The 22647-nt window shown below is 60.3% G+C and carries 21 protein-coding genes; 6 read left to right on the forward strand and 15 right to left on the reverse strand.

The annotated features are described in order from the left end of the window. Positions 1-39: 39 nt before the first annotated feature. From DSM110093_RS19605 to DSM110093_RS19675, 15 genes are all read right to left on the reverse strand, one after another. The gene (locus DSM110093_RS19605; RefSeq protein WP_243268507.1) at positions 40-1014 is read right to left on the reverse strand and encodes a TRAP transporter substrate-binding protein; all 975 of its coding nucleotides are present in this window, start codon (positions 1012-1014) and stop codon (positions 40-42) included. Positions 1015-1137: 123 nt separating this feature from the next. Further along, positions 1138-2043, reverse strand: coding sequence for an HAD hydrolase-like protein (locus DSM110093_RS19610; protein WP_243268360.1), 906 nt, complete (start codon positions 2041-2043; stop codon positions 1138-1140). After that, positions 2040-2849, reverse strand: a complete 810-nt coding sequence (gene phnE, locus DSM110093_RS19615; RefSeq protein ID WP_093928773.1) for a phosphonate ABC transporter, permease protein PhnE — start codon at positions 2847-2849, stop codon at positions 2040-2042. Before phnE (DSM110093_RS19615) ends, DSM110093_RS19610 begins: the two co-directional genes overlap by 4 nt. Then, on the reverse strand, positions 2846-3640 hold the full coding sequence (gene phnE / locus DSM110093_RS19620) for a phosphonate ABC transporter, permease protein PhnE (RefSeq protein ID WP_243268361.1): 795 nt from the start codon (positions 3638-3640) through the stop codon (positions 2846-2848). Before phnE (DSM110093_RS19620) ends, phnE (DSM110093_RS19615) begins: the two co-directional genes overlap by 4 nt. Continuing rightward, positions 3637-4410 (reverse strand): phosphonate ABC transporter ATP-binding protein, encoded by a 774-nt coding sequence (gene phnC, locus DSM110093_RS19625; protein WP_093928775.1) that lies wholly within the window; start codon positions 4408-4410, stop codon positions 3637-3639. Before phnC ends, phnE (DSM110093_RS19620) begins: the two co-directional genes overlap by 4 nt. 54 nt (positions 4411-4464) lie before the next feature. Further along, the gene (gene phnD / locus DSM110093_RS19630) at positions 4465-5445 is read right to left on the reverse strand and encodes a phosphate/phosphite/phosphonate ABC transporter substrate-binding protein (protein ID WP_243268363.1); all 981 of its coding nucleotides are present in this window, start codon (positions 5443-5445) and stop codon (positions 4465-4467) included. A 196-nt stretch (positions 5446-5641) separates the two neighbouring features. Beyond that, positions 5642-6355, reverse strand: coding sequence for an FCD domain-containing protein (locus DSM110093_RS19635; protein WP_243268365.1), 714 nt, complete (start codon positions 6353-6355; stop codon positions 5642-5644). Then, the gene (locus DSM110093_RS19640; protein WP_243268367.1) at positions 6352-7194 is read right to left on the reverse strand and encodes a sulfite exporter TauE/SafE family protein; all 843 of its coding nucleotides are present in this window, start codon (positions 7192-7194) and stop codon (positions 6352-6354) included. The genes DSM110093_RS19635 and DSM110093_RS19640 overlap by 4 nt, the downstream gene beginning before the upstream one ends. Before the next feature lie 4 nt (positions 7195-7198). Next, positions 7199-7960: a DUF1028 domain-containing protein gene (locus tag DSM110093_RS19645; protein ID WP_243268368.1), complete on the reverse strand. Its 762-nt coding sequence runs from the start codon at positions 7958-7960 to the stop codon at positions 7199-7201. A 3-nt stretch (positions 7961-7963) separates the two neighbouring features. Then, positions 7964-9757 carry a gamma-glutamyltransferase family protein gene (locus DSM110093_RS19650; RefSeq protein ID WP_243268369.1) on the reverse strand — a complete coding sequence of 598 codons (1794 nt, stop codon included), beginning with the start codon at positions 9755-9757 and terminating at the stop codon, positions 7964-7966. 11 nt (positions 9758-9768) lie between these two features. Further along, positions 9769-10668, reverse strand: a complete 900-nt coding sequence (locus tag DSM110093_RS19655) for an ABC transporter permease (protein ID WP_243263679.1) — start codon at positions 10666-10668, stop codon at positions 9769-9771. Further along, entirely contained in the window at positions 10668-11612 is a 945-nt protein-coding gene (locus tag DSM110093_RS19660; RefSeq protein ID WP_243268371.1) for an ABC transporter permease, read from the reverse strand. Before DSM110093_RS19660 ends, DSM110093_RS19655 begins: the two co-directional genes overlap by 1 nt. 66 nt (positions 11613-11678) lie before the next feature. Then, complete coding sequence (locus tag DSM110093_RS19665) at positions 11679-13193, reverse strand: ABC transporter substrate-binding protein (protein ID WP_243268373.1); 1515 nt, start codon at positions 13191-13193, stop codon at positions 11679-11681. A gap of 41 nt (positions 13194-13234) precedes the next feature. After that, the gene (locus DSM110093_RS19670; protein ID WP_243268374.1) at positions 13235-14344 is read right to left on the reverse strand and encodes a dipeptide ABC transporter ATP-binding protein; all 1110 of its coding nucleotides are present in this window, start codon (positions 14342-14344) and stop codon (positions 13235-13237) included. Next, positions 14341-15348: an ABC transporter ATP-binding protein gene (locus DSM110093_RS19675; protein ID WP_093928845.1), complete on the reverse strand. Its 1008-nt coding sequence runs from the start codon at positions 15346-15348 to the stop codon at positions 14341-14343. Before DSM110093_RS19675 ends, DSM110093_RS19670 begins: the two co-directional genes overlap by 4 nt. A 303-nt stretch (positions 15349-15651) precedes the next feature. Here DSM110093_RS19675 and DSM110093_RS19680 point away from each other — a divergent pair, with 303 nt between their 5' ends. From DSM110093_RS19680 to DSM110093_RS19705, 6 genes are all read left to right on the forward strand, one after another. Continuing rightward, positions 15652-16350 carry a GntR family transcriptional regulator gene (locus DSM110093_RS19680; RefSeq protein WP_093928784.1) on the forward strand — a complete coding sequence of 233 codons (699 nt, stop codon included), beginning with the start codon at positions 15652-15654 and terminating at the stop codon, positions 16348-16350. Positions 16351-16480: 130 nt separating this feature from the next. Beyond that, positions 16481-17443: a dihydrodipicolinate synthase family protein gene (locus DSM110093_RS19685; protein ID WP_243268377.1), complete on the forward strand. Its 963-nt coding sequence runs from the start codon at positions 16481-16483 to the stop codon at positions 17441-17443. A gap of 175 nt (positions 17444-17618) precedes the next feature. Further along, complete coding sequence (locus tag DSM110093_RS19690; protein ID WP_243268379.1) at positions 17619-18410, forward strand: cyclase family protein; 792 nt, start codon at positions 17619-17621, stop codon at positions 18408-18410. A 3-nt stretch (positions 18411-18413) separates the two neighbouring features. Beyond that, on the forward strand, positions 18414-18893 hold the full coding sequence (locus DSM110093_RS19695; protein WP_243268381.1) for a MarR family transcriptional regulator: 480 nt from the start codon (positions 18414-18416) through the stop codon (positions 18891-18893). 9 nt (positions 18894-18902) lie between these two features. Next, complete coding sequence (locus DSM110093_RS19700; protein WP_243268383.1) at positions 18903-21053, forward strand: indolepyruvate ferredoxin oxidoreductase subunit alpha; 2151 nt, start codon at positions 18903-18905, stop codon at positions 21051-21053. Next, the gene (locus tag DSM110093_RS19705; RefSeq protein WP_279290868.1) at positions 21050-22594 is read left to right on the forward strand and encodes an indolepyruvate oxidoreductase subunit beta family protein; all 1545 of its coding nucleotides are present in this window, start codon (positions 21050-21052) and stop codon (positions 22592-22594) included. Before DSM110093_RS19700 ends, DSM110093_RS19705 begins: the two co-directional genes overlap by 4 nt. The last annotated feature ends 53 nt before the right edge of the window (positions 22595-22647 follow it).

Here is a 22647-nt window from a genome sequence, read left to right on the forward strand (position 1 = left end):
AAGCGCTGCTTCCGGCCGCCTTTTCTTTCAACGACGTGATTACTCAGTCGCGGCGATCTGGTCGATCAGCTCTTTACCGTAGGTCTCATAGTAGCCTTCATACGCGCTCTCGATCGAGGCGCGGAAGGTGGCTTTTTGCTCTTCGGTCAGCTCGTTGACTTCCATGCCACGCTCTTTCAGCGTCGCGACGCCGCTCTGCTCCACGTCATCCACAAAAGCGCGCATGGCGGTGACGGCCTCGGTCGCGCCCTTTTCAAAGGCGGCTTTGTCTTCGTCAGACAGGCCTTCCCAAAACGGCTTGGAGACCAACAGCATGGCGGGCGAATAGACGTGGCCGGAGAGTGTCAGGTACTTCTGCACTTCATCAAGTTTCACCGACACGATCACCGACAGCGGGTTTTCCTGCCCGTCGATGGTGCCCTGCTGGAGCGAGCTGATCACCTCGGGCCATGCCATCGGCGTGGGGGCGGCACCGGCGGCGTTGAAAGCGTCAAGGTGCACCGGGTTTTCCATGGTACGCAGCTTCATGCCCGCGATGTCTTCGGGAGTTTCAATCGCGTTGCGGTTGTTGGTGATGTGGCGGAAACCCTGCTCACCCCAAGCCAGTGCCACCATGCCCGCGCTGTCGAATTCAGCAAGGATGCCTTGACCGATTGGACCGTCCAATACGCGGCGCGCATGGTCAAGGCTGCGGAACAGGAAGGGGACGTCGGTCACGCCGGTGGCGGGGACAAAGTTGCTAAGCGTGCCGGTGGAAACGATGGTCGCCTCAACGGTGCCAAACTGTAGGCCTTCGACCACTTCGCGTTCCCCACCCAGACCGGAGGAAGGAAAGTGCCGGAAGCTGAATTTGCCGTCGGTTTCGGCCTCAACGACTTCTTGCCACTTCTGCGCCGCGACGCCGTAGTGGCTGTCAGGGGCAAGGGCGTAGCCGATCTTGACTTCGGTTTCCGCGCTCAGGGCTCCTCCGGTGAGCGCGGCGAGAGTGGCGATAATTGCCGTGGGCTGCATCATTTTGAACATTTCGTATCCTCCAGCGATCTTATTAACAAGGTCACGAAAACTGCTAGCGGGCGATGCACGGATTGGCAATGGGGTGATGGGGCTTTGTGGACAATGTTTCCACAGCGTTTCGGATTAGATTTCCGCGACGATATAATCGGGGGCTATGTCCGAACCCTTGGTCGCCGCCGCCACATCCAGCCCCAAAAGGGAGCCGTGCCCAGTGACCAAGGCCGTGGAGAACCCCGCCTGAGCTCCACCCAAAATATCGGTGTGGAGCGTATCGCCCACCATCAACACACGGGCGGGGGCAATTGGCGCACGGCGTGCAAGCGCCAGTTCAAAGATGTCTGGAAAGGGCTTGCCGCAGAAATGCACGGAAACCCCGGTCGCGTCGATCAATCGATGTGCGAACCAACCGGGTTCAAGCGATAGCCCGTCTTCACGCGGAGCCACGAGATCGGGGTTTCCGACAAAGACGGGGCGAGGATGGCGCGCGAGGCTTGTTTCGAGTAGGGCCTGCCGCGCGTCGGTCCAGCCATCCGCACCAACAAGCAGAAAACCTGCAACGTCGTCATAGACACTTGGATCATCCGCCAAAGCGATCGCGCCAAGGTCGGAAATTTCACCCATATCCTTGTCGGGGTTCAGCATCACGCCCCACTGCCGCGCGGGTTCTTGGGCCACGCGAGCAAGCAGTGCGTCGCGGCTGGTGATGACCTCATCCACACTAAAATCAAACCCCAATCGGGCGTAGCGTTGCATCATATGCGCTTTTGGGTAGGCGGCAGAGTTCGACACGACCGATACCGCTTTGCCCATTTCGCGCAGGGTGGCGATGGTCTGTGCTGCGCCTTCAATAGCCGTTTCGCCCACGTTCAGCACGCCGTAAGCATCAAAGAGGATCAGATCATAGGGGGCGACGATATCCAGAAAACATGCCGCCTCCGCCGCGGCACCTTGCCGATCACAGGCGGGCAGGCGGGGCCGCAGGCGCTGGTATTCGGCCAGCGCCTGCGCAGGGTCGATGCCGGGCCTCACAGGATGCGACGGCGCAGATAGGCCGAGATGACCTCGCCAATAATCACCAGCACGATGATGGCGATGAGAATCGTGGCGACCTCGGGCCAGTTGAAGGTGTCAATCGCGCCCTGCAGGATGATCCCGATACCCCCCGCGCCGACAAGGCCCAGAACGGTGGATTCACGCAGGTTGATGTCCCACCGCAGGATCGAAACCGCCCAGAAGGTCGGCATGACCTGTGGCACGATGGCATAGGCGATGACCTTGAACCGCGAGGCGCCCGTGGCCTCCAGTGCCTCGACGGGGCGGCGGTCGATCTCCTCAATCGCCTCACCCAGCAATTTGCCGACAAAGCCGATGGAGCGGAACATAATCGCCAAAATGCCCGCCACGACGCCGGGGCCAAAGATCGCCACGAAGAGCAGCGCCCAGATGATCGTGTTGACCGAGCGTGAGGTCACAAGGATCAGCCGCCCGAGCCAGAGCGTGGCGCGGTTGGGCGTGGTGTTTTGCGCGGCGATATAGGCCACCGGAAGCGACAGCAGCACCGCAAATGTGGTGGCAAAGGTGGCGATGTTCACCGTGTCCCAAAGCACCTTAAGGATCGTTTCAAGATTGGTAGGGTCAGGCGGATACATGCGGCCAAAGAGGTCGCCGATCTGCTCGGGCGCGCCCCAGACCCAAGCCCAGATGACCTCGATCGAGGTCAGCGCCCAGGCGATGGCAAGCGCGCAGCCAAAGATTACGCCGTAGCGCGTCATACGCTGGCGGAGGGTGAAGCGGGTCCAGTCGTCGCGACCGAATTTCTCTGCAAGGGTCGTCATTGGATGCGCTTTCTGATCACGCCGCTGATGGCTTCGGAGACAAGGATCACGCCGACGATGACCATGGTGATGGCGAGGGCGAAGTCATAGTCATAGCGCCCGAAGGCATTGGCGAGCGTCGCCCCAATGCCGCCCGCACCGACGATGCCGACCACGGCCGAAGCGCGCAGGTTGCTGTCGAGTTGATAGATTGTCAGACCGATCTGGCGCGGCATAATTTGCGGAAAAATCGCATAGATCAGCGTCGAGAAGTAAGGCGCACCGGCGGCACGCATGGCCTCGACTTGGCCGAAGTCGATCTCTTCAATCCGCTCGGCCAGCATCTTGGCGACAAAGCCCACGGAATAGACAATCAGCGTCAGCACCCCGGCGAAGGGGCCAAAGCCCACGGCTTTGACGAAAAGGATCGCCACGATAACGGGGTGAAAACTGCGCGCGACGATGATGATGGCGCGGCCGAGGTAGAAGATCGGTTTGGGGGCCACATTGCGCGCCGACATAAATGCGATGGGGATCGACAATAGCACGCCGCCCGCGGTGGCAAGGATGGCGATCTTCAGGCTTTCGAGAAAGCCGTCGATCAACAGGCCAGAGCGTTCAAAGCTGGGCGGAAAGGCCCCGCCAAAGATGCGGCCCGCGCGGCCTAATCCTTCCGAGACGCGGTTCCAGTCGATGGGCATGGTCAGGCCGACCCAGCCGAAATAGGCGACGGCGCCCAGGATCACCGCCCAGCGAAGCACCGGGTTGGCGATAAAGGGCGGCTTTTTCCAAGTGTCCCGTGGCGCGCTCATGCCGCGGCCCCGTCTTTTGCGCGGTCGGCATGGGGACTGCCAGCGTAAATTTGATCCATCGCCTCTTGGTCCAGTTTGGCGGGGACATCATCAAAGATGATGCGGCCATAACGCATGCCGACGATGCGGTCGGTGTATTCCTTGGCCTCGGTCACGTTGTGGATGTTGATCAGCACCGGCAGTTTCAACTCCCCGGCCAAATCGCGCAGAAGCCCCATGATCTGCTCGGAGGTCTTGGGGTCGAGCGAGGCTGTCGGCTCGTCCGCCAGCAGAATGTCGGGGTCTTGCATCAGGGCGCGGACCACGCCGACACGCTGGCGTTCGCCGCCCGACAACTGGTCGGCGCGGGTGTTGGCGTATTGCGCGATGCCCACGCGCTCCATCAACTCATAGGCGCGGCGAATGTCGGCCTTGGGATAGCGTCGGGTGACGGCGGACCATGTCGAGATATAGCCCAAACGGCCCGATTGCACGTTCTCCATCACCGTCAGACGGTCGACGAGGTTGAACCCCTGAAACACCATCCCGATCTTGCGCCGCGCGGCGCGCAGGTTCTTGCCGCGCAGGCTGGTGAGTTCGGTGCCGTTGAGGTTGATCGACCCCGAGGTCGGCTCCACCAATCGGTTGATGCAACGCAGCAGCGTCGATTTGCCCGCGCCGGAGGAGCCGATGATCGAAACGACGCTTTCGCCCTCGATGGTCAGGTCGAGGTTTTTCAGCACCGGATCACCGCTGCCATAGCGCTTCACGAGGTCGGTAATTTTCAACATGTAGGATACCTTGTGTGCAGGGCCGACGTGTTCGCCGGCCCCGACGTTAGACGATTATTCAGCAGCGAGACCTTGGGGCGTGTACTCGACGCCGTTCGCCTTTTGGATCTGACGGATAACCGCCCACTGGTCCTTGTAGGTGATCGGGATGAATTTGCTCACGCCTGCGAATTCCTCACCCAATGCGGTGCCTTCGAAGTCGAAGGAGAAGAAGGCTTCCTTGATCTTGTCCTTCAGCTCGGGCGCGAGGTCATGCGCGACACCGTAAGAGGTTGTCGGGAAGGGATCGCTTTCCCAGACGATGCGCACGTCTTCAGAATCATAGAGACCACGCTCGGCCATGCGGTCCACCACTTCGGAGGCCACTGGGGCCGCGTCATAATCACCCGCGACGACGCCCAGCATCGACTGGTCGTGGCTGCCCGAATAGGTCACTTCGTAGTCCTCATCCGGCACAACGCCCAGATCGGGGAACAGCGCGCGGGGCGCTTGGTTGCCTGAGTTCGATGTGGGCGAGGTATGCGCGATGCGCTTCCCCGCGAGGTCGCTCATCTCTTTGATGTCGCTGTCGGCCTGCGTGTAGACTTGAAGCTTGTAACCAAACTGGCCGTCATCCGCGCCCATGATCGCGAAGGGCTCGACGCCCGCGAGGTTCACCGCGAAAGGGGTGGGCCCGGTGGAAAATCCCGCGATGTGCAGACGGCCCGAGCGCATGGCTTCGACCTCGGCAGAGTTCGACTGCACGGCGAAGAACTGCACATCCTTGCCGGTTACCTCTTCGAGATGGTCAATGAAGGGGGTCCAGATGTCTTCGTAGATCGCCGGGTCTTCGACGGGGGTATAGGCAAAGACCAGTGTCGAAGGGTCTTTCAGCATTTCGGGATCAGTGGGCGCATCTGCAACCAGATCGCCATTGGCGTCACAGAACATCTTGTCCAAAGCGCCGCGCTCGCAGTCTTCTTGTGCGAAGGCAAGGCCGCCCGTGAGTGTGAAGGCCGCGGTGAGACCAGCGGCGAATAGGTTTTTATGAGACATTGCGTTCTCCTCCCTGAGAATCCGCGCATCTGGCGCGAAATACAATAATGCGCAGATACGAACATCGAACAGTTTCGTTTGCAAGCAGTTCTGGCGCGCTGGCAAACACGTTTGTCACATAACTGTAACAATACCCGCCCAAAGGGGGCAAGGGCGGCACCGACGGCCGATTGTGAGGAAGGGGCCGGTTCGGCGTTTAGAGGTCCAGCTCGATCTTGCGCACCCGGTCCCGTAGCAGTGTCTTAGAAACGGTGAGCAAATGCTGCTCCATCGCCGAAGCCGCGCCCAAAGAATCGCGCCGGGCGATGGCGTCGTTCAGGGTCATATGCTGTTCGCCGAGGATCTGCAGCGTTTCGGGCGCGTGAGAGCTGCGGCGGCGGGAGGTCCAAGCCACTTCGCGCCGCACTGCGCGGATGGATTCGTAAACCGTGAGGAACAACGGATTCCGCGCCATTTCAGCAATCTTATAGTGAAACATGTCATCCGCCGCCTCATAGGCGTCCGGGTCGCTGAGGTTCAGCGTGGCGCGCATCAACTGATCCAGCCGCTCGATCTCTTGCGGGCGGGCGCGATCGGCGGCGAGGGCGGCAAGGGCGGGCTCGACCTCAAGCCGCACTTCCATCACGTCGCTTGGCGTCACCTGACGCGCAAGGTGGCGCAGGCTGTCGGCATTGGTGGCGGGGGGTGGTGTGGCAAAGGTGCCTTGGCCATGGCGGCGGTAGATCGTGCCATCCTCTTGCAGCAGACCAAGCGCCAGCCGCAGCCGCGCGCGGCTCACGCCGAAATGTTCGGCCAATGCGCGTTCGGGGGGCATGCGCCCGTCGTTCAAGATATCCCCCTGCCGGATCGCTCCGCGCAGCCGCTCAGCCAATTCGTCGTCTCTTGGGGCGGGCTGGGGGGTTAGGGTCATGACGTGGTAAACGCTTCAAATAAATCATACAACATGCGTAGAGAGGTTATCATCAGGAAGATTCCAAAGGCAAACCTAAGCGCGCGCCGTGGGATGCTATGTGCCAATTTCACCCCGACATGGGCAAAGCTGCTGGTCAGCGGAATGATGATGGCCGCAGCGGCAAGGTTCACATATCCAAGCGAGAAGGGCGGTAGCCCTTCGGCACCAAGGCCCGTCAGTGCATAGACCACAGCGCCGGGTAGGCCAATGATGAACCCAATCGCCGCCGAGGTGCCGACGGCGCGGCGGATGTCATAGCCAAGGAAGTTCAGCAGCGGCACGCCGATGGTGCCCCCGCCGATGCCCATCATCGCCGACAGCCCGCCCGTGACAACGCCCAGCATCGCCCAGACTGGTTTGGCAAAGCTTCGCGGTGTCGGATCGTCTTTGGTTTTACGAAAGATCATGTCTATGGCCACAAGGGCCGCGACCGTAGCGAAAACCGCGACCAAGATCAGGCCCGAGACATAGCCACCCAAAAGTGCCCCGATGACCACACCGACCAACAGCGATGGCGCCCAAAGCTTGAGCAAGTCCATATCAATGGCGCCGCGCTTGAAATGCCCATAGCCCGACGAAAGTGAGGTGAAAACAATGGTCGCCAACGACGTGCCCACGGCCACCTGCATGGTGATTGCAGAATCCATGCCCGCCGTTGACAGGGCAAGGTACAGCGCGGGCACAATGACGATCCCGCCGCCGACGCCCAACAATCCGGCAAGGATACCACCAAAGACACCTGCGGTGACTGCAATGGCAAGAAGCGGCAGAAGCTGGCCAAGGTCTAGCGCGTTCATCAGGTCAATCCTTCTCTGTCACTGTAACGGTAGCTTGCGAGCGACTGGTTTTACCTGCCGCCTTGCGCGCCTCTTCGGCCCGCGTGATAGCCGCGTCGATCGGCGCGCGGTCAGAGGTGCCTGAGAAATTATCAAGGCTCGGCATTGCCTCGGCCACGTGAAGGTAACGTTCCCCCGCTACTTCAAGCAGGCGGTCAAGTTCGCTTAGCGGATCGCGGTGATCATCAACGCGCAGATCAAGATAGGCATGGTCTTGTCCGCGGTGAATGACCAGACCCGCGGCCTGACGGCCTCGTTTGTCGCCGCCTGCTTCTTCGCCCGCGCGCATGGCGGCGAGCAGACGTTCGGCCATCGGCAGGTCACCGCGTGCGGCATAGGTGTCGAATGTGGCGTCAACCACCTCGGGTCCAGTCAGCATATTGCCTGCAACTGAATGGATATCGCCCACCTGTTGCCCGGCCCAATCGACGCAATCCGCACCGGTATGTGCGGCGAAATTTCCCGCCGCATCAAGCATGTGACATTGGCGGATATCGCGGCCTGCGTCGCGTGTGGCGAATTCCTTTAACAACGCCTCAGCAGGGTCGCCGCTTTCCAACATGCGGCGGCCCTCTGTTCCCCATAGTGGATTGACGAAGGCCTGCGTTGCGACAGCGACCCGGCGACCGATATAGGGCACAGCAGCACCGCAGGCGAAAAAGCGGCTGGCGACGGCGATGCCGATTTCGTTGCTTTCGGGGTCACGGGCGATGATGGAATAGGTCATGGGTCAGCGTCCTACCGCATAGGCCTGCATCAGGCGGGGGGTCGCGGCGGCTTGAAGGCTGCCATCTGGATTGCGCAGCGCGGCCGTCAGGCGACCCACCGACCACGGCTCTGCCACAGTGACGATATGACCGCGCGCGCGCAGCCCATCGATCACGGCTGGCCCAACATCGGGTTCGATCATCATCTCACCGGGCAGCGCCTGCCGGGGGAAAAAGCTGCTTTGGAAGTGAAGCGTATGGAACAGCGGCGCGTCCATGCCTTGTTGCAAGTCGATCCCGTGGTGCACAAACCGCAAGAACCAGATCAATTGCCATTGGTCCTGCTGGTCGCCGCCCGGCGTGCCAAAGACCAACTGCCGGCCATCGCTGTGTTCTGCATAAGAAGGTGTGAGCGTGGTGCGCGGGCGCCGACCTGGGGCAAGCGACGTGGGCAAGCCGCGTTCAAGCCAGAACATCTGAGCGCGGGAGTTCAGCGGAAAGCCAAGTCCCGGCACCACCGGATTGCTCTGCAACCAACCGCCCGAGGGCGTGGCCGAGACCATGTTCCCCCAGCGATCGACCACATCTAGGTGCACCGTATCGCCGCGTTTTTCGGTCAGATGGGCCATGGTGGGCTCTTGGGGTGCGGCATTCTGGACGCCGAAATCACGGGCGGCGCGTTCGATATAGCGCTCTGGCAGATGCTCCAGCCCCACAATAACACCGGGGCGTTGATCAAGGGAGGCTTGCCCGTTGATGAGCTTGGCGCGTTCGGCGTTGTAGCCGTCCGACAGCAGTTGATCCATCGGGATGATGCTGTGATCGGGATCGCCGTAATAGGCCTCGCGGTCGGCAAAGGCGAGCTTCATCGCCTCAATCACCGTATGGGTAAAGGAAACCCCCATCGGATCCATCGCTTCGAGGTCGAAATGCTTGAGGATCGCCAGCGTCTGCAGGAATACTGGCCCTTGCGACCATGCCTGTGTTTTGTGAACCGTCCAGCCGTAATACTCGTAGCTTAGCGTGTCCTCATAGGTCGCCTGCCATTTGGCCATGTCTTCGCGCGCCAGCACGGCACTATTTTTCTGCTCGGATACATCATGCACGCAGGCGTCTTTGAGGTAGTCAAAGATCGCGTCGGCCACGAAACCTTCGGCCCAAATCTGGCGCGCAGCATCAATCTGCGCCACCCGGTCAGTTCCGGCGGCTTCGGCCTCGCTCACCAATCGTTCATAGGTAGCGGCCAGATCGGGGTTTTTGAAATTGGCGTTCGGCTCTGGTGCCTTGCCGCCCGGTGTCCATACGGCGGCAGAGGTTGGCCATTCGGCGGCGAAATAGTCAGCCAGCCCTTTGATCGTGTTCGACACGCGCGGCAGCACCGGATGGCCGTCGCGGGCATAATCGATTGCCGGTTGCAGCACGTCGCGCAGGCCCATGGTGCCGTGATCGCGCAGCATCAGCATCCAGCCGTCGAATGCACCGGGAACAACGGTCGACAACAGACCAGAACCTGGGATCAATTTCAGACCGAGTTTCTCAAAATGCTCCAACGTGGCGCCTGCGGGGCTGACCCCTTGAGCACAGACGACCTTGGTTTCTTTCTTTTCTGCGTCGTGAAAGATGATCGGCAGATCCCCCGCCGGGCCGTTCAAATGCGGCTCGACCACCTGCAATACGAAACCCGCTGCGGCGGCAGCGTCAAAGGCGTTGCCGCCCTTTTCTAGAATGCCGAAGCCGACGGTCGAGGCGATCCAATGGGTCGAGGTGGTGACACCAAAGGAGCCGCGGATCTCGGGGCGGGTGGTGAAGGTGGTCATGTCGTCTCCGGTCAGTGTTCGCGCGGGTCCAGCGCATCGCGCAGCCCATCGCCAAGAAGGTTAAAGCCAAGCACAACCAAGAAGATCGCGATGCCGGGCCAGAGCGCCATCCATGGCGCTTGGTTGAGGAAGTTTTTCGCCGTGTTCAGCATCGACCCCCAAGAAGGCGACGGCGGCTGTTGACCAAGGCCAAGGAATGACAGCGACGCTTCGGCGATGATCGCTGTCGCCACTGTTAGCGTGGCCTGCACCAGCACGGGCGGCAGGACATTGGGAAAGATATAACGGCGCAAGATGCGCGGCGTGCTGAGACCAATGGCGCGCGCGCTTTCGACGTAATCTTCGGCGGCGACACTTAGCACCTGGCCGCGCGTCAGACGGATAAATACCGGCGTGGCCGAGATGCCGATGGCGATCATGGCGTTGGTCAGGCTTGGCCCTAGAAAGGCCGCCAGCGCGATGGCAAGGATCAAGAAGGGTGCGGCCAGCAGGGCTTCGGTGCAGCGCGAAATCACCGCATCGGTCCAGCCGCCGAAATACCCCGCGATGATGCCCAAAGGCACGCCAAGGCCAAGCGCGATAGCGACCGAAACGACACCCGCCAGCAAAGATGCCTGCGCGCCCCAGATTAGACGCGACAACACATCGCGGCCCAATTCATCGGTGCCCAACCAATGCGCCGCCGAGGGCGCTTTGCGCACCGCACCCCAATCGGTCGCAGCCGGGTCGGGGATCGGGAGAATAGGCGCCAGCAATGCGATAGCGCAGAAAAAGACCACCAGCACCCCGCCCAGCATGGCGCTGCGGTGATGGCGGAATTTCTTCCAGACCCGGTTTTCGGGGCGTGCCGAGAGAACGGGATCGGCGGCGCTTTCGGCGTCAATGGTGATGGGTGTGGCAGGTTGAGCCATTATTGCTTCCTCAGGCGGGGGTTCAGCAGCACATAGGCGACATCGGCCAGCAGGTTCATGAAGATGAAGCCGACAGCGGTGACCAGCACGATCCCCTGCACCACGGCGTAATCTCGGTTGAACACCGCATCGACCACAAGCTTGCCAAAGCCGGGGATAGTGAAAATCTGTTCGGTCAAAACCGCGCCCGCGATCAACTCACCGAAAAGTAGCGCGGTCAGGGTGACGATCGGCGTCAACGCGTTGCGGAAGGCGTGTTTAAGGATGACTTTCCGCTCGACCAGACCTTTGGCGCGGGCGGTGCGGACGTAATCGCTGCTCATGACGCTCAGCATGGCGGAACGGGTGTGACGCATCAGCGTCGCAGCAAGCGCCGTGCCGAGCACGAAAGCGGGCATCAGCATGACGGTAATGGAGCGCAGGGGGTCTTCGCTGAGTGGCACATAGCCAGAGGCGGGCAGCAGCTTCCATTTCACCGAGACCAGTAGGATCAACATGATCCCCAGCCAGAAGTTTGGGATCGACAGGCCCGAGAGCGCCACAACATTGGCGACGTAATCCGTCACTGTGCCCTTTTTCACGGCCGAGAAAATGCCCGCAGGAATACCGATCACCATGGCGAATATCATCGCCATCGTCGCCAGCTGGATGGTCACGGGAAGCTTCTCACCGATCAGCTCCAGCACCGGTTGGTTGGTACGCAAAGAAATGCCCAGATCACCGGTCAGCGCATTGCCGATCCAAGTGAAATATTGAACCGGGATTGGATCGTTGAGCTGGTATTTCTCACGCAGGAACTCCAGCACCTGCGGGTCGCGTTCTTCGCCGGCCATGGCCAGCACCGGATCGCCCGGCAGCAGCTTTTGCAAGGTGAAGACAAAGACCGAGATCAGGATGATCGTGGGAATCGCGATCACCAGACGGCGCAGGATGAAGGACAGCATGGGGGTATGTCTCGCTCAGAGGGGAGGCACCGCCGGGACTGGCCCGGCGGTGTTTTTTTAAAAGGCTTAGCCTTCTTCTTTCATCACACCGTCTAGACGGATCATGCCATCAGGATAGGCAGTGAAGCCGGTCAGGCCGGCGTCCAGTGCCCAGATCCATGTCTGGTGATAAAGATACACGATCGGCATCTCTTCGTTCAGGATCGCACGGGCGGCGGTGTAGCTTTCGCGGCGCACGTCCTGATCGTTAGACTTGCGCGCCTTGTTCAGGAGCTCATCGACTTCCTCGTTCGCGAATTTTGAGTCGTTGATGCCGCCATCAGAGGTCATGAACTGGTGGATGTTGCCATCCGGGTCCACGCGACCAGACCAGCCGATTTGGCTCGCCTGATAGTCGCCTGCCGATTGATCAGCCAGCAGTGTCGCAAATTCCTTGGAGGTGATCGAGATGTTGATCCCCGCCTCAGCCGCCATCGACTGCACGACCTGCATCAGTTGCAGCGGGATCGTAGTGTTGGGGACCTGTACTTCAAGGTCGATCCCATCGGCAAAGCCTGCTTCGGCAAGCAGTTCCTTGGCCTTTTCTACGTCACGCTCCGGGACGGGGAAGTCTGTGCTGTACCAAGGCGAGTTCGGCGGGAAGGGCTGGTTGCCAGCCGCAAAAGCACCGTTAAAGACCACCTGATTAATTGCTTCGCGGTCAATCGCATAGCTCAGCGCTTGACGCAGACGTTTATCGTTGCCCCATGGGTTATCACCCTTTTCGCCATTTGCCACGTTGATCGTGATGCCCTGATAGCCAAGCGACACGGCGCTTTCGACATTGATGCCGTCGTCACCTTCGGCTTGGGCAAGGTCGGTCGCTGCGAGGCGCTCGATCATGTCCACGTCGCCAGATTGCAGGTTGGCCAGACGCACAGTTGTATCTGGAATGGGCAAATAGGTTACCGTGTCAAAGTGGAAGTCGTCGGCGTTGTAATAGTCGGCAAACTTCTCAAGCACGATACGGTCTTGGGCCACGCGCTCTTTGAACTGGTAGGGGCCGGAGCAGACCGGGTTCAGGCCGAAGTCATCGCCCGCCGCTTCTGCAGCGGTGGGGGAAACCATCATGCCCGCGCGGTCGGCGAACTGCGCCATCAGCGTGGCATCGGCATCGGCCAGATCAAAGCGGATTTCATGGCTGCCGAGCACTTCGATACCGGTGATGGAGGAAAGCTCGGATTTGCGGCGCGAAGTCTCAAGGTTCTGGCTGCGGTCGATGTTGGCGGCCACGGCTTCGGCATCAAACGGCGTGCCATCATGAAAAACCGCATCATCGCGCAGCTTCATGGTCAGTTGCTTGCCGTCCTCAGAAAAGGACCATTCGGTCGCCAACTGTGGGATGATCTCAAGGTCAGGCGTGATGTCCACCAGCTTGTCGCACATCGAGGTATAGACGATCCGTCCCACAAAGGTGCGCGACTGGTCGGGGTCCAGCACATCGGCGTCAGATTGCAGCGCGATGCGCAGGTCAGCCGCCTGCGCGCCGAGGGTCGTGGCCCCCAAAAGCGCGGCCGCAAGTGTCATTTTGGTCAGTGTCATGTCGAACTCTCCTGTCGTTTCATTAAGTCTGTTTCAGCCTGTTATTCTTGGTCTTGGCGGGGGCGGAGCGTTGTCCTGTCCCGCATGGCATCTTGATAAAGTGCAAAGCGCGCCGCGGCGCCCGGCGCCCGCTGCGGTGTCTCGGCAAGGCCAAGGTCCGGCCGGGCGGCGGCGATCTCTTCGAAATAGTGGCAGGCGGCGATATGGCCGTCGGCAAGGTCCGTTTTCCGCAGGGCAGGCGGCTCGCTCGCGCAGCGCTCTTTGGAATAGGGGCATCGGGTGTGAAAGCGACAGCCTGAAGGTGGATTTGCGGGGCTCGGCATCTCGCCCTCAAGCGCGGTCTGCGGCGTGCGCACGCCATGGGCCGCAACTGGAATGGCCGACAGCAACGCGCGGGTATAGGGGTGTCGCGGGTGGTTGTAGACCGTGTCGACATCACCCTGCTCGACAATCTGGCCCAAATACATCACTGCGACGCGGTCGCTCATGTGGCGGATCACGGCAAGGTCGTGCGCGATGATTACCAATGTAAGCCCAAGCTCATCCCGCAGATCACCCAAAAGGTTAATCACCTGCGCCTGCACCGAAACATCGAGGGCCGATACAGGTTCATCCCCGATCACCAGTTTCGGGGCCGAGGCCAACGCGCGGGCGATGCCGATGCGCTGGCGTTGGCCTCCCGAAAATTCATGCGGGTAGCGTTCGGCGTGCTCGGGGCGCAGGCCGACTTTCGCCAGCAGTTCCGCCACTTTGCCCCGCCGTTCGGTGGCGGACATTTTGGGGAAATGCGTTTCCAGCGGCTCACCGACCAGCTTGCCCACACCCATACGCGGGTTTAGCGAAGAGAACGGGTCCTGAAAGATAAACTGCATGTCGCGGCGCAGCGCCGTGAGGTCACGCCCGGCAAGGCTGCGCACATCGCTGCCGTCAAACTGCACGTCGCCTTCGGTCGGGGTCAGCAACCGCATCAAAAGCCGCGCGAGGGTGGATTTGCCGCAGCCGGATTCACCGACGATGGCAAATGTCTCTCCGCGCCGCACGTCGAAGGAGACGCCATCAACGGCTTTAACCGTGCCGCTCGCGCGCATCATGCCGTCGCCAGTTTTGAAGTGTTTCTTCAGCGCGTGCGCTTTGAGAATGGTATCGCTCATGCGCTCTGCTCCAGATGTGTTTCCAGCGGGGCGAAGTGACAGGCCACGGCGTGCCCGCCCTCAAGTGGGGCAAGCGGCGGCTCCTTGGCGCAGATCGGCTGTGCAAAAGGGCAGCGCGTGGCAAAGCGGCAGCCTTCGGGCATGTTCTGCGTCGTCGGCACCATGCCCGGCACCGTCGCTAAGCGCCCACGCGGGCCGCTCAGCTGCGGGATCGAGGACATGAGGCCGATCGTGTAAGGGTGCTGCGGATCGTTAAAAATACGCTCCGCCGGACCAGTCTCGACGATGGTGCCCGCATACATGACCGCCACGGTATCGGCGATTTCGGCCACGACACCCAAATCATGGGTGATCATGATCGTACCCATGTCTGTCTCGGCCTGAAGGTCGCGGATCAGTTCGAGGATTTGCGCTTGAATGGTCACGTCGAGCGCGGTGGTCGGCTCATCTGCGATCAGTAAGGACGGATCATTGACCAGCGCCATCGCAATCATCACCCGCTGGCGCATACCGCCTGACAGTTGGTGCGGGTAATCCCGCATCCGCTTTTCTGCCGCCGGAATGCCGACCCGCTTGAGGATTGCCAGTGCCTTGTCTTCGGCCTCCGACTTGCTGGCATCACTGTGGGCCAGAACGGCCTCAACAATCTGATCGCCGATGCGGAAGGCGGGGTTGAGTGAGGTCATCGGCTCTTGGAAGATCATCGTCATCCGGCTGCCGCGCAGTTTTCGCATCGCGGTATGATCAGCGAGGTCCAGCTTTTGCCCCTCAAAAATCATCTCGCCCGACCCGATCGTCGCGGCGCCCGCAGGCAACAGCCCCATCATCGCCAAAGACGTCACGCTTTTCCCGCATCCGCTTTCGCCGACAACGCAAAGGGTTTTGCCCGGGCTGACCGAGAAATTGACGTGATTGATTTGGTCGCTCGGCGCGCCGCGAAAGCGCAGGCTGAAGTCGCGCACTTCGAGCAAAACCTTGTCGGAACCGGTGTCAGGGCTGGGCAATGGATCGCTTTCTTGAACCAATATAAGATTGGTCGAGTATGCGGTTGCAACTTTCCGACTGTCAATCCGGCGATTGGAGTTTCTGAAATAGGCATTTCAGATCATCGGGTTGCGGCAATTCTTGCCAGATATCTGATCAGAGTTGCGTAAAATTTGTGCGACATCGAAAAGCGATATTTGCTGATCTTCGTGCGTGTTCACGCCTACGCTCGCCTTTGCACGCTATGGCACTATTGTAGCATTCTTGAAATATTGCTTTACCAACAATGAAGTAGAGAACTTTGAGCAGGACGATACCGCCCCATGACCAACAAACCTAAATCAGCAGAGCGCAAGCGCGGGTCTGGGGCACAATTTGTCTATTCGATTCTGCGCGATGAGATTCTCGATCTTACACTGCTGCCGGGCAGCCCAATTGATGAGATTCGCCTGTCTGAGCGGTTGTCGATGTCCCGCACCCCGATCCGCGAGGCTTTGGTGCGGCTGGCCAGCGAAGGGCTGGTGACCACGTTACCCAATCGCTCGACCGTGGTATCGAACATCGATTTCATGAACCTGCACACCTTCTTTGATGCGATGACCTTGATGTACCGCGTCACCACACGGCTCGCGGCGCAGTTTCATACACCTGCAGATATGGCGGCTATCCGCGCCCGACAGGCCGAGTTCGCCAAAGCGGTCGCCGCACAAGACGCGCTGTCGATGATCGCGACCAACCGAGAGTTTCATGCCGAGATCGCTCGTGCGGGTCGGAACCCTTACTACGAATCGTTGTGCCTGAGGCTTTTGGATGAGGGACGGCGGTTGCTGCGGATGTATTATCAATCCTTCGATGACCAGCTTCCGAATGAATATGTGCAAGAACACGAAGACCTAGTCGCCACCATTGAAGCGCGCGACGTGGCCCGTGCAGATTCCCTTGCCGGGACGCATGCTGACCAGATCGTGCAGCAGATCCAAGCGCTGATTTCGCGAGATCGTCGACAGCATATCGAACTATAAATTGCAGAAAAGTAGTTGCAGAAACTGCAGATGTTTTTGCGCGTAGATTTATTGTCGACAAACAAAATACAATATGCAAAATATAGCCAAGCCCGGCAGATTGCAGCCGGTTTCTATGATGGAGAACCCAATGACCCCGACGATCTTTTCCGGCTGCATTCCGGCTTTGATGACCCCCTGCACCGAAGACCGCAAACCCGACTTCGACGCACTGGTGCGTATGGGCAAAAAACTCATCTCCGATGGAATGAGCGCGGTTGTTTACTGTGGCTCGATGGGCGATTGGCCATTGTTGACAGATGCTGAGCGGATGGAAGGCGTTGAGCGCCTTGTCGACGCTGGCGTGCCGGTGGTCGTTGGCACAGGTGCAGTAAACACCAAGCTGGCCGCTGAACACGCCGCCCATGCCCAGAAAGTTGGCGCTAAAGGTCTGATGTTGATCCCCCGCATCCTGTCGCGTGGGACATCGGTTGCCGCGCAGAAAGCGCATTTCAAAGAAGTTCTTTCCGCCGCGCCCGAGCTTCCTGCCGTGATCTACAACAGCCCCTATTATGGGTTCGCCACCCGTGCAGACCTGTTTTTTGCGCTGCGGGCAGAGCATGCAAATCTCGTTGGCTTCAAAGAGTTCGGCGGCGCCGACGACCTGCGCTATGCGGCAGAAAACATCACCAGCCGTGACGATGGCGTCACACTGATGATTGGCGTGGATACCACCGTTTTCCACGGTTTCGTCAACTGTGGTGCGACTGGTGCGATCACAGGGATTGGCAATGTGCTGCCCCGCGAAGTGCTGCATCTCGTCGCGCTAAGTCAGGCCGCAGCGGCGGGCGATGCAGAGGCACGTCAGCGGGCGCAAGAGCTCGACGCGGCGCTTGGTGTTCTGTCCTCCTTTGATGAGGGTCCTGATCTAGTGCTTTATTATAAGCACCTCATGGTGCTTGAAGGCCATGCCGAATACGCGCTGCATTTTAATGAGTCTGACGTGTTGTCGGACAGCCAGCGCGGCTATGCCGAAGCGCAGTACAACCTTTTCCGTGCTTGGTACGCCGATTGGTGCAAACAGGGTGGCGCGGTCGCCAAATACGCCGCCTAAACCACACCCGAACGCTTCTCGTTTGGATGGCCCGTCGCTTCTGCGGCGGGCCGTTTGCGTTGTGAGGCGACCTTTTTGGAAGAAGATAATTGCAAACGCATATAAATTTGGCTAGCGTCTTCTCAGGGATCATTGCACCGGGAGAGGGTGCGTCTATCAAGGGAGAAAAAGACAGATGAGTGCGACAGATGTAATGCGCGAATTCGGGGCGATGCTGGCCTCGGGCGGGGTCGAAGTGGTCGATTGTTCCGGCGTTCTGGGGCCGGATACGCCGATCCTGCAACTGCCAGCCGACTTTGCCAAGCCGACGCCCAAAGTTGAGATTCATAAGATCAGTGAATATGATCAAGACGGCCCGTTCTTCGCATGGAACTGGATGGTGCTGGGCGAGCACTCCGGCACGCATTTCGACGCGCCGCACCACTGGATCACCGGCAAAGATTATGAGGACGGTTTCACCGATAGCCTTGATGTGCAGCGCCTTGTCGCACCGGTGAATGTCATCGATTGTTCGCAGCAATCCCAAGAAGACCCCGACTTCCTGCTCGACGCCAAAGGCATCAAGGAATGGGAAGCCGAGTATGGCGAGATCGCCGAGGGCGAGTGGGTCGTCATGCGAACTGATTGGGATTCCCGTGTGGACGACGAGGCACGTTTCCTCAACGCGGATGAAACCGGGCCCCACAGCCCCGGCCCGACCCCGGATGCGATCGAGTATCTGATGAGCAAAAAGATTGTCGGTTGGGGCACGCAATGCATCGGCACAGATGCAGGCCAAGCTGGGGGGATGGAGCCGCCATACCCGGCGCATAACCTGCTGCACAAGAATAACTGCTTTGGTCTGGCAAGCCTTGCCAATCTCGACAAACTGCCGCCCAAGGGGGCAATCCTGATTGCCGCGCCGCTCAAGATCAAAAACGGCACTGGCAGCCCAATACGGGCGCTGGCACTGGTGCCAAAGGGCTGATCGGTGGCGAAACCACCTCTCTCATATGCGGATAGCGCGCCGTTGGACCAGCTTGGGCTCGAAAACTTTGCGCCTTATCTGATGAACCGGATCATGGGGCGGTATAATGCCGCCCTGTCCACGGAAATGGCGGCCCTCGGGCTGACCACGCCGCAGATGCGCTCTCTCGCCGTTCTGTCGGTGATCGACGGTATTCTGATCCGTGAATTGGCGGTCTATGCGGTTGTGCAGCAATCTACGTTAAGCCGCGCGCTGGATGCACTGGTGCGTGACGGAATGGTGCGCCGTGAGACTGACGCAAATGACAGCCGCGCCACCCGCGTTTATCTGACCGACAAAGGCCAAGACGCCTATGCAAGGCTCTGGCCGCATATGGCCGAAGCTTATGGCGCGATGTTCAAGGGCATCGACGCCGATGAGAAAGAGGCCTTTGTAGGCACATTGCGCACCATGCTGCGCAACATCCGAAAACACGATTTTTAAGAGGGTCTCATGGCCGAGCGTTCGTTCAAAGCAGAGGTGGAACACCTGCGCAAAGGAGACGGTGACGTCTTCACAGGTGAGGGTATCCTCGCGATTACCAAAGCCCTTCTGGAAAACGGGGTCGGCTATGTGGGCGGCTATCAGGGTGCACCGATCTCGCATCTGATGGACGTGCTGGCGGATGCCGAAGAGCTCATGGGCGAGTTGGGCGTACGGTTTGAGGCGAATGCGTCTGAGGCGGCGGCGGCGGCGATGTTGGCGGCGAGTGTGCATTACCCCATTCGTGGGGCCGTGACCTTCAAGGGGCCGGTGGGCGTGAACGTCGCCTCTGATGCGTTGGCGAACCTTAGCTCCTCAGGCGTGACCGGTGGCGCGCTGGTGATCGTCGGCGAAGACTACGGCGAAGGCTCTTCGATTATGCAAGAGCGCAGCCACGGCTTCGCTATGAAATCACAGTTTTGGATGCTCGACCCGCGCCCAAACCTGCCCTGCATCACCAAGGCGGTAACGGATGGGTTTGAGCTTTCGGAGGCCAGCAACACCCCGGTGATGCTGATGGTGCGCATCCGGTCGTGCCATGTCACGGGCAGCTTTGAGACCCGTGACAACCAGCGTCCGCCACTCACCGTGGCCGAAGCCGCCGCCAATCCGCGCTCTGATTTCAACCGCGTTGTGCTGCCGCCAATGTCCTATCTGCATGAGAAGGACAAGATCGAGAACCGCTGGCCTGCGGCGGAGAAATTCATCCGCGAAAATAAGCTGAACGAGTTCTTCGGCCCCAAGGAAGCCCCGCTCGGCATCGTCGTGCAGGGGGGCATGTACAACTCTGTCATCCGTGCTCTGCAACGGCTCGGCCTTGCGGATATCCACGGCCAGACCGAGGTTCCGCTTTATGTGCTGAACGTCACCTATCCGCTGCTGCGCGATGAGTTCGACGACTTCTGCAAAGGTAAGGATCACGTGCTGGTCGTCGAAGAGGGCCAGCCGGATCATATCGAACAGCAGCTCGGCTCCTACCTCTACAAACTCGAACGTAAGGTGAAGCTGCACGGCAAAGATGTGCTGCCGATGGCAGGCGAGTACACCGGTCAGGTGCTACTCGACGGGGTGACGGATTTCCTCAAAGTCGCCGCGCCCGAGATGCTGCCCGGCAAGGTCCGTGCCCCCAACGCCGAAGCGCCCGCAATCCCCGATCTGTCTGACACCGTGCCGATCCGCCCGCCCGGTTTCTGCACCGGCTGCCCGGAACGCCCGATCTTTGCCGCGATGAAACTGACCGAACAAGAGCTGGGCAAGCACCAGATTACCGGCGACATCGGCTGCCACCTTTTCGGCGTGCTGCCGCCCTTTGAGATCGGCGGCTCGACCATGGGCTATGGCCTCGGCCCCGCGTCAAATGCGGCCTTCGACGGCGGCGGCGACAAGCGCGTGATCTCTATTCTTGGCGATGGCGGATTCTGGCATAACGGGTTGTCGACCTCGATCGGGAACATGGTGTTCAACAAATCCGACAGCGTCGCGGTGATTGTCGACAACTACTATTCCGCCGCCACCGGCGGGCAGGACGTAATGTCCTCGCGGGCGCATAACGACACCAAGAGCACCAACAATCCGATCTCCAAGGCGCTTAAGGGCGTCGGCGTGGAATGGGTGCGCCAGATCGACCGGACCTATGACGTAGGCAAGCTGCGCGAGGTGCTGCGCGAGGCCCTGACCACCGATTACAAGGGGCCGAAGGTGATCGTGGCCTCCTCGGAATGCATGCTGAACAAGCAGCGCCGCGAGAAGCCGCTCCGCAACAAAGCGATCAAAGAAGGCCGTCGCATGGAGGTGCCGCGTTTTGGCGTCGATGCGGATGTCTGCACCGGGGATCACGCATGTATCCGGCTCTCGGGCTGTCCGTCGCTGTCGCTCAAACGCCTCGACGATCCGCTGCGGGATGATCCGGTGGCGCATATCGATCAGACCTGTGTGGGCTGCGGCAACTGCGGCGAAGTGGCCGATACGGCGGTGCTCTGCCCGTCCTTTTATCAGGCTGATGTGGTGCATAACCCCACCCGTTTCGAGCGGTGGCGTGCCGAGAAAACCAGCCAGATCATCGCTTGGCTACAAAGACGGCGCGACGCAAAGCGGCTGCGCAGCGAAGGAGTGACGACGTGAATCTGGTCCTGCCGCAAAAGACACCCGATGCGCGTGTCGGTGAAATTATCAAGCTCGCGGTCATGGCCGTGGGCGGGCAGGGCGGCGGCGTCTTGACCGGGTGGATCGAATCCATGGCCCGGGCCGAAGGCTATGTCTGTCAGGCGACCTCGGTCGCGGGGGTGGCGCAGCGTACCGGGGCTACGATCTATTATGTTGAGATGGCCCGCAAAAGCGCGTTGGAGCCGGTCTTTGCGCTCGCCCCTGCGGCGGGCGATGTCGATGTGTTGATTGCGGCTGAGATGATGGAGGTTGGCCGCGCCGTGATGCGCGGTTTCGTGACGCCAGACCGCACCACGCTGATCGGCTCGACCCACCGCGCCCTTGCGGTGAGCGAGAAGATGGCGCCGGGTGACGGCATTGCCAATGCCGATGAAGTGCGCGCGGCGGCTGAGATCGCGGCGCAGAAACTGGTGTTGGAGGATATGGAAGGGCTGGCTGTCGGCGCAGGCTCTGTCATTTCCGCTTCGCTCTTTGGCGCTTTGGCCGGGTCCGGGGCGCTGCCGTTCCGGCGGGAGGCCTATGAGGACGCGATCCGCGCAGGGGGCAAGGGGGTCGAGCCTTCGTTGCGTGCCTTCGCCGTGGGCTTTGATGCAGCGCAGGGCCGTTTGCCCACCAGCGCGCCTATCGCTATGGACGAGCCGGAAACGCCCTTCCGCCTCGCCGGACCAGAGGCGTTGCAAAGCCAATGGGACGCCCTGGTCGCCCGCGCCGACGCGCTGCCCGAAGCGGTGCATGATTTGGCATTCGCGGGCCTGTCCAAAGTTGTGAATTTCCAAGACTGCGCCTATGGTACGCTCTATCTGGATCGGCTCGATACCGTCCTGGCCCGCGACAGCGCCGCGCAGGACTGGCAGCTCTCGGCGGAAGCGGCGAAATATATTGCCAACGCCATGGCCTATGACGACATCATCCGCGTTGCTGACCTGAAAACCCGCGCTCCGCGTTTTGCCCATATCCGGCAAGAGATGCGGGCAGGCGACGCGAACCTCATGCAGTTGACCGAGTATTTTCACCCGCGCGCCGAAGAGATCGCAGGCTTAATGCCCGCGCGTCTTGGCGCGAAGGTAGAGGCGAGCGAGACGTGGATGGCGCGGCTGAACCGTTGGTTCGACAAAGGCCGGCGCTTGCGCACAGATAAACTTCCGGCTTTCATGATGCTGCATGTGCTGGGGGGACTGAAAGGCTACCGGCTGAAAACCCATCGCCACGCGATTGAGGCGGCGCATCTCGAGGATTGGCTCGCACGTAGCTTGGCTGAGGTTGATGCTGATTATGATGTCGCGGTCGAACTGGTGAAATGTCGCCGTTTGATCAAAGGCTATTCTGACACTCATGCGCGGGGCTTGGGTAAGTTCGACAAGGTGATGGATGCCGCTGAAATGCTGCGTGGGCGCGATGATGCGGCCCAGTGGATCGCGCGCCTGCGCGAAGCGGCGTTGCAAGATGCCGAAGGCAAAGCGCTCGATGGGGCAATCGCGACGGTGCGTTCCTTCGTCTAAAGGGCTGCGCATTTCTTGTGCGGGAACCGCTGGGTTTGCCTAGGCTGCGCGGC

The sequence above is a fragment of the Sulfitobacter sp. DSM 110093 genome, from assembly GCF_022788715.1.
Classification (GTDB): Bacteria; Pseudomonadota; Alphaproteobacteria; order Rhodobacterales; family Rhodobacteraceae; genus Sulfitobacter.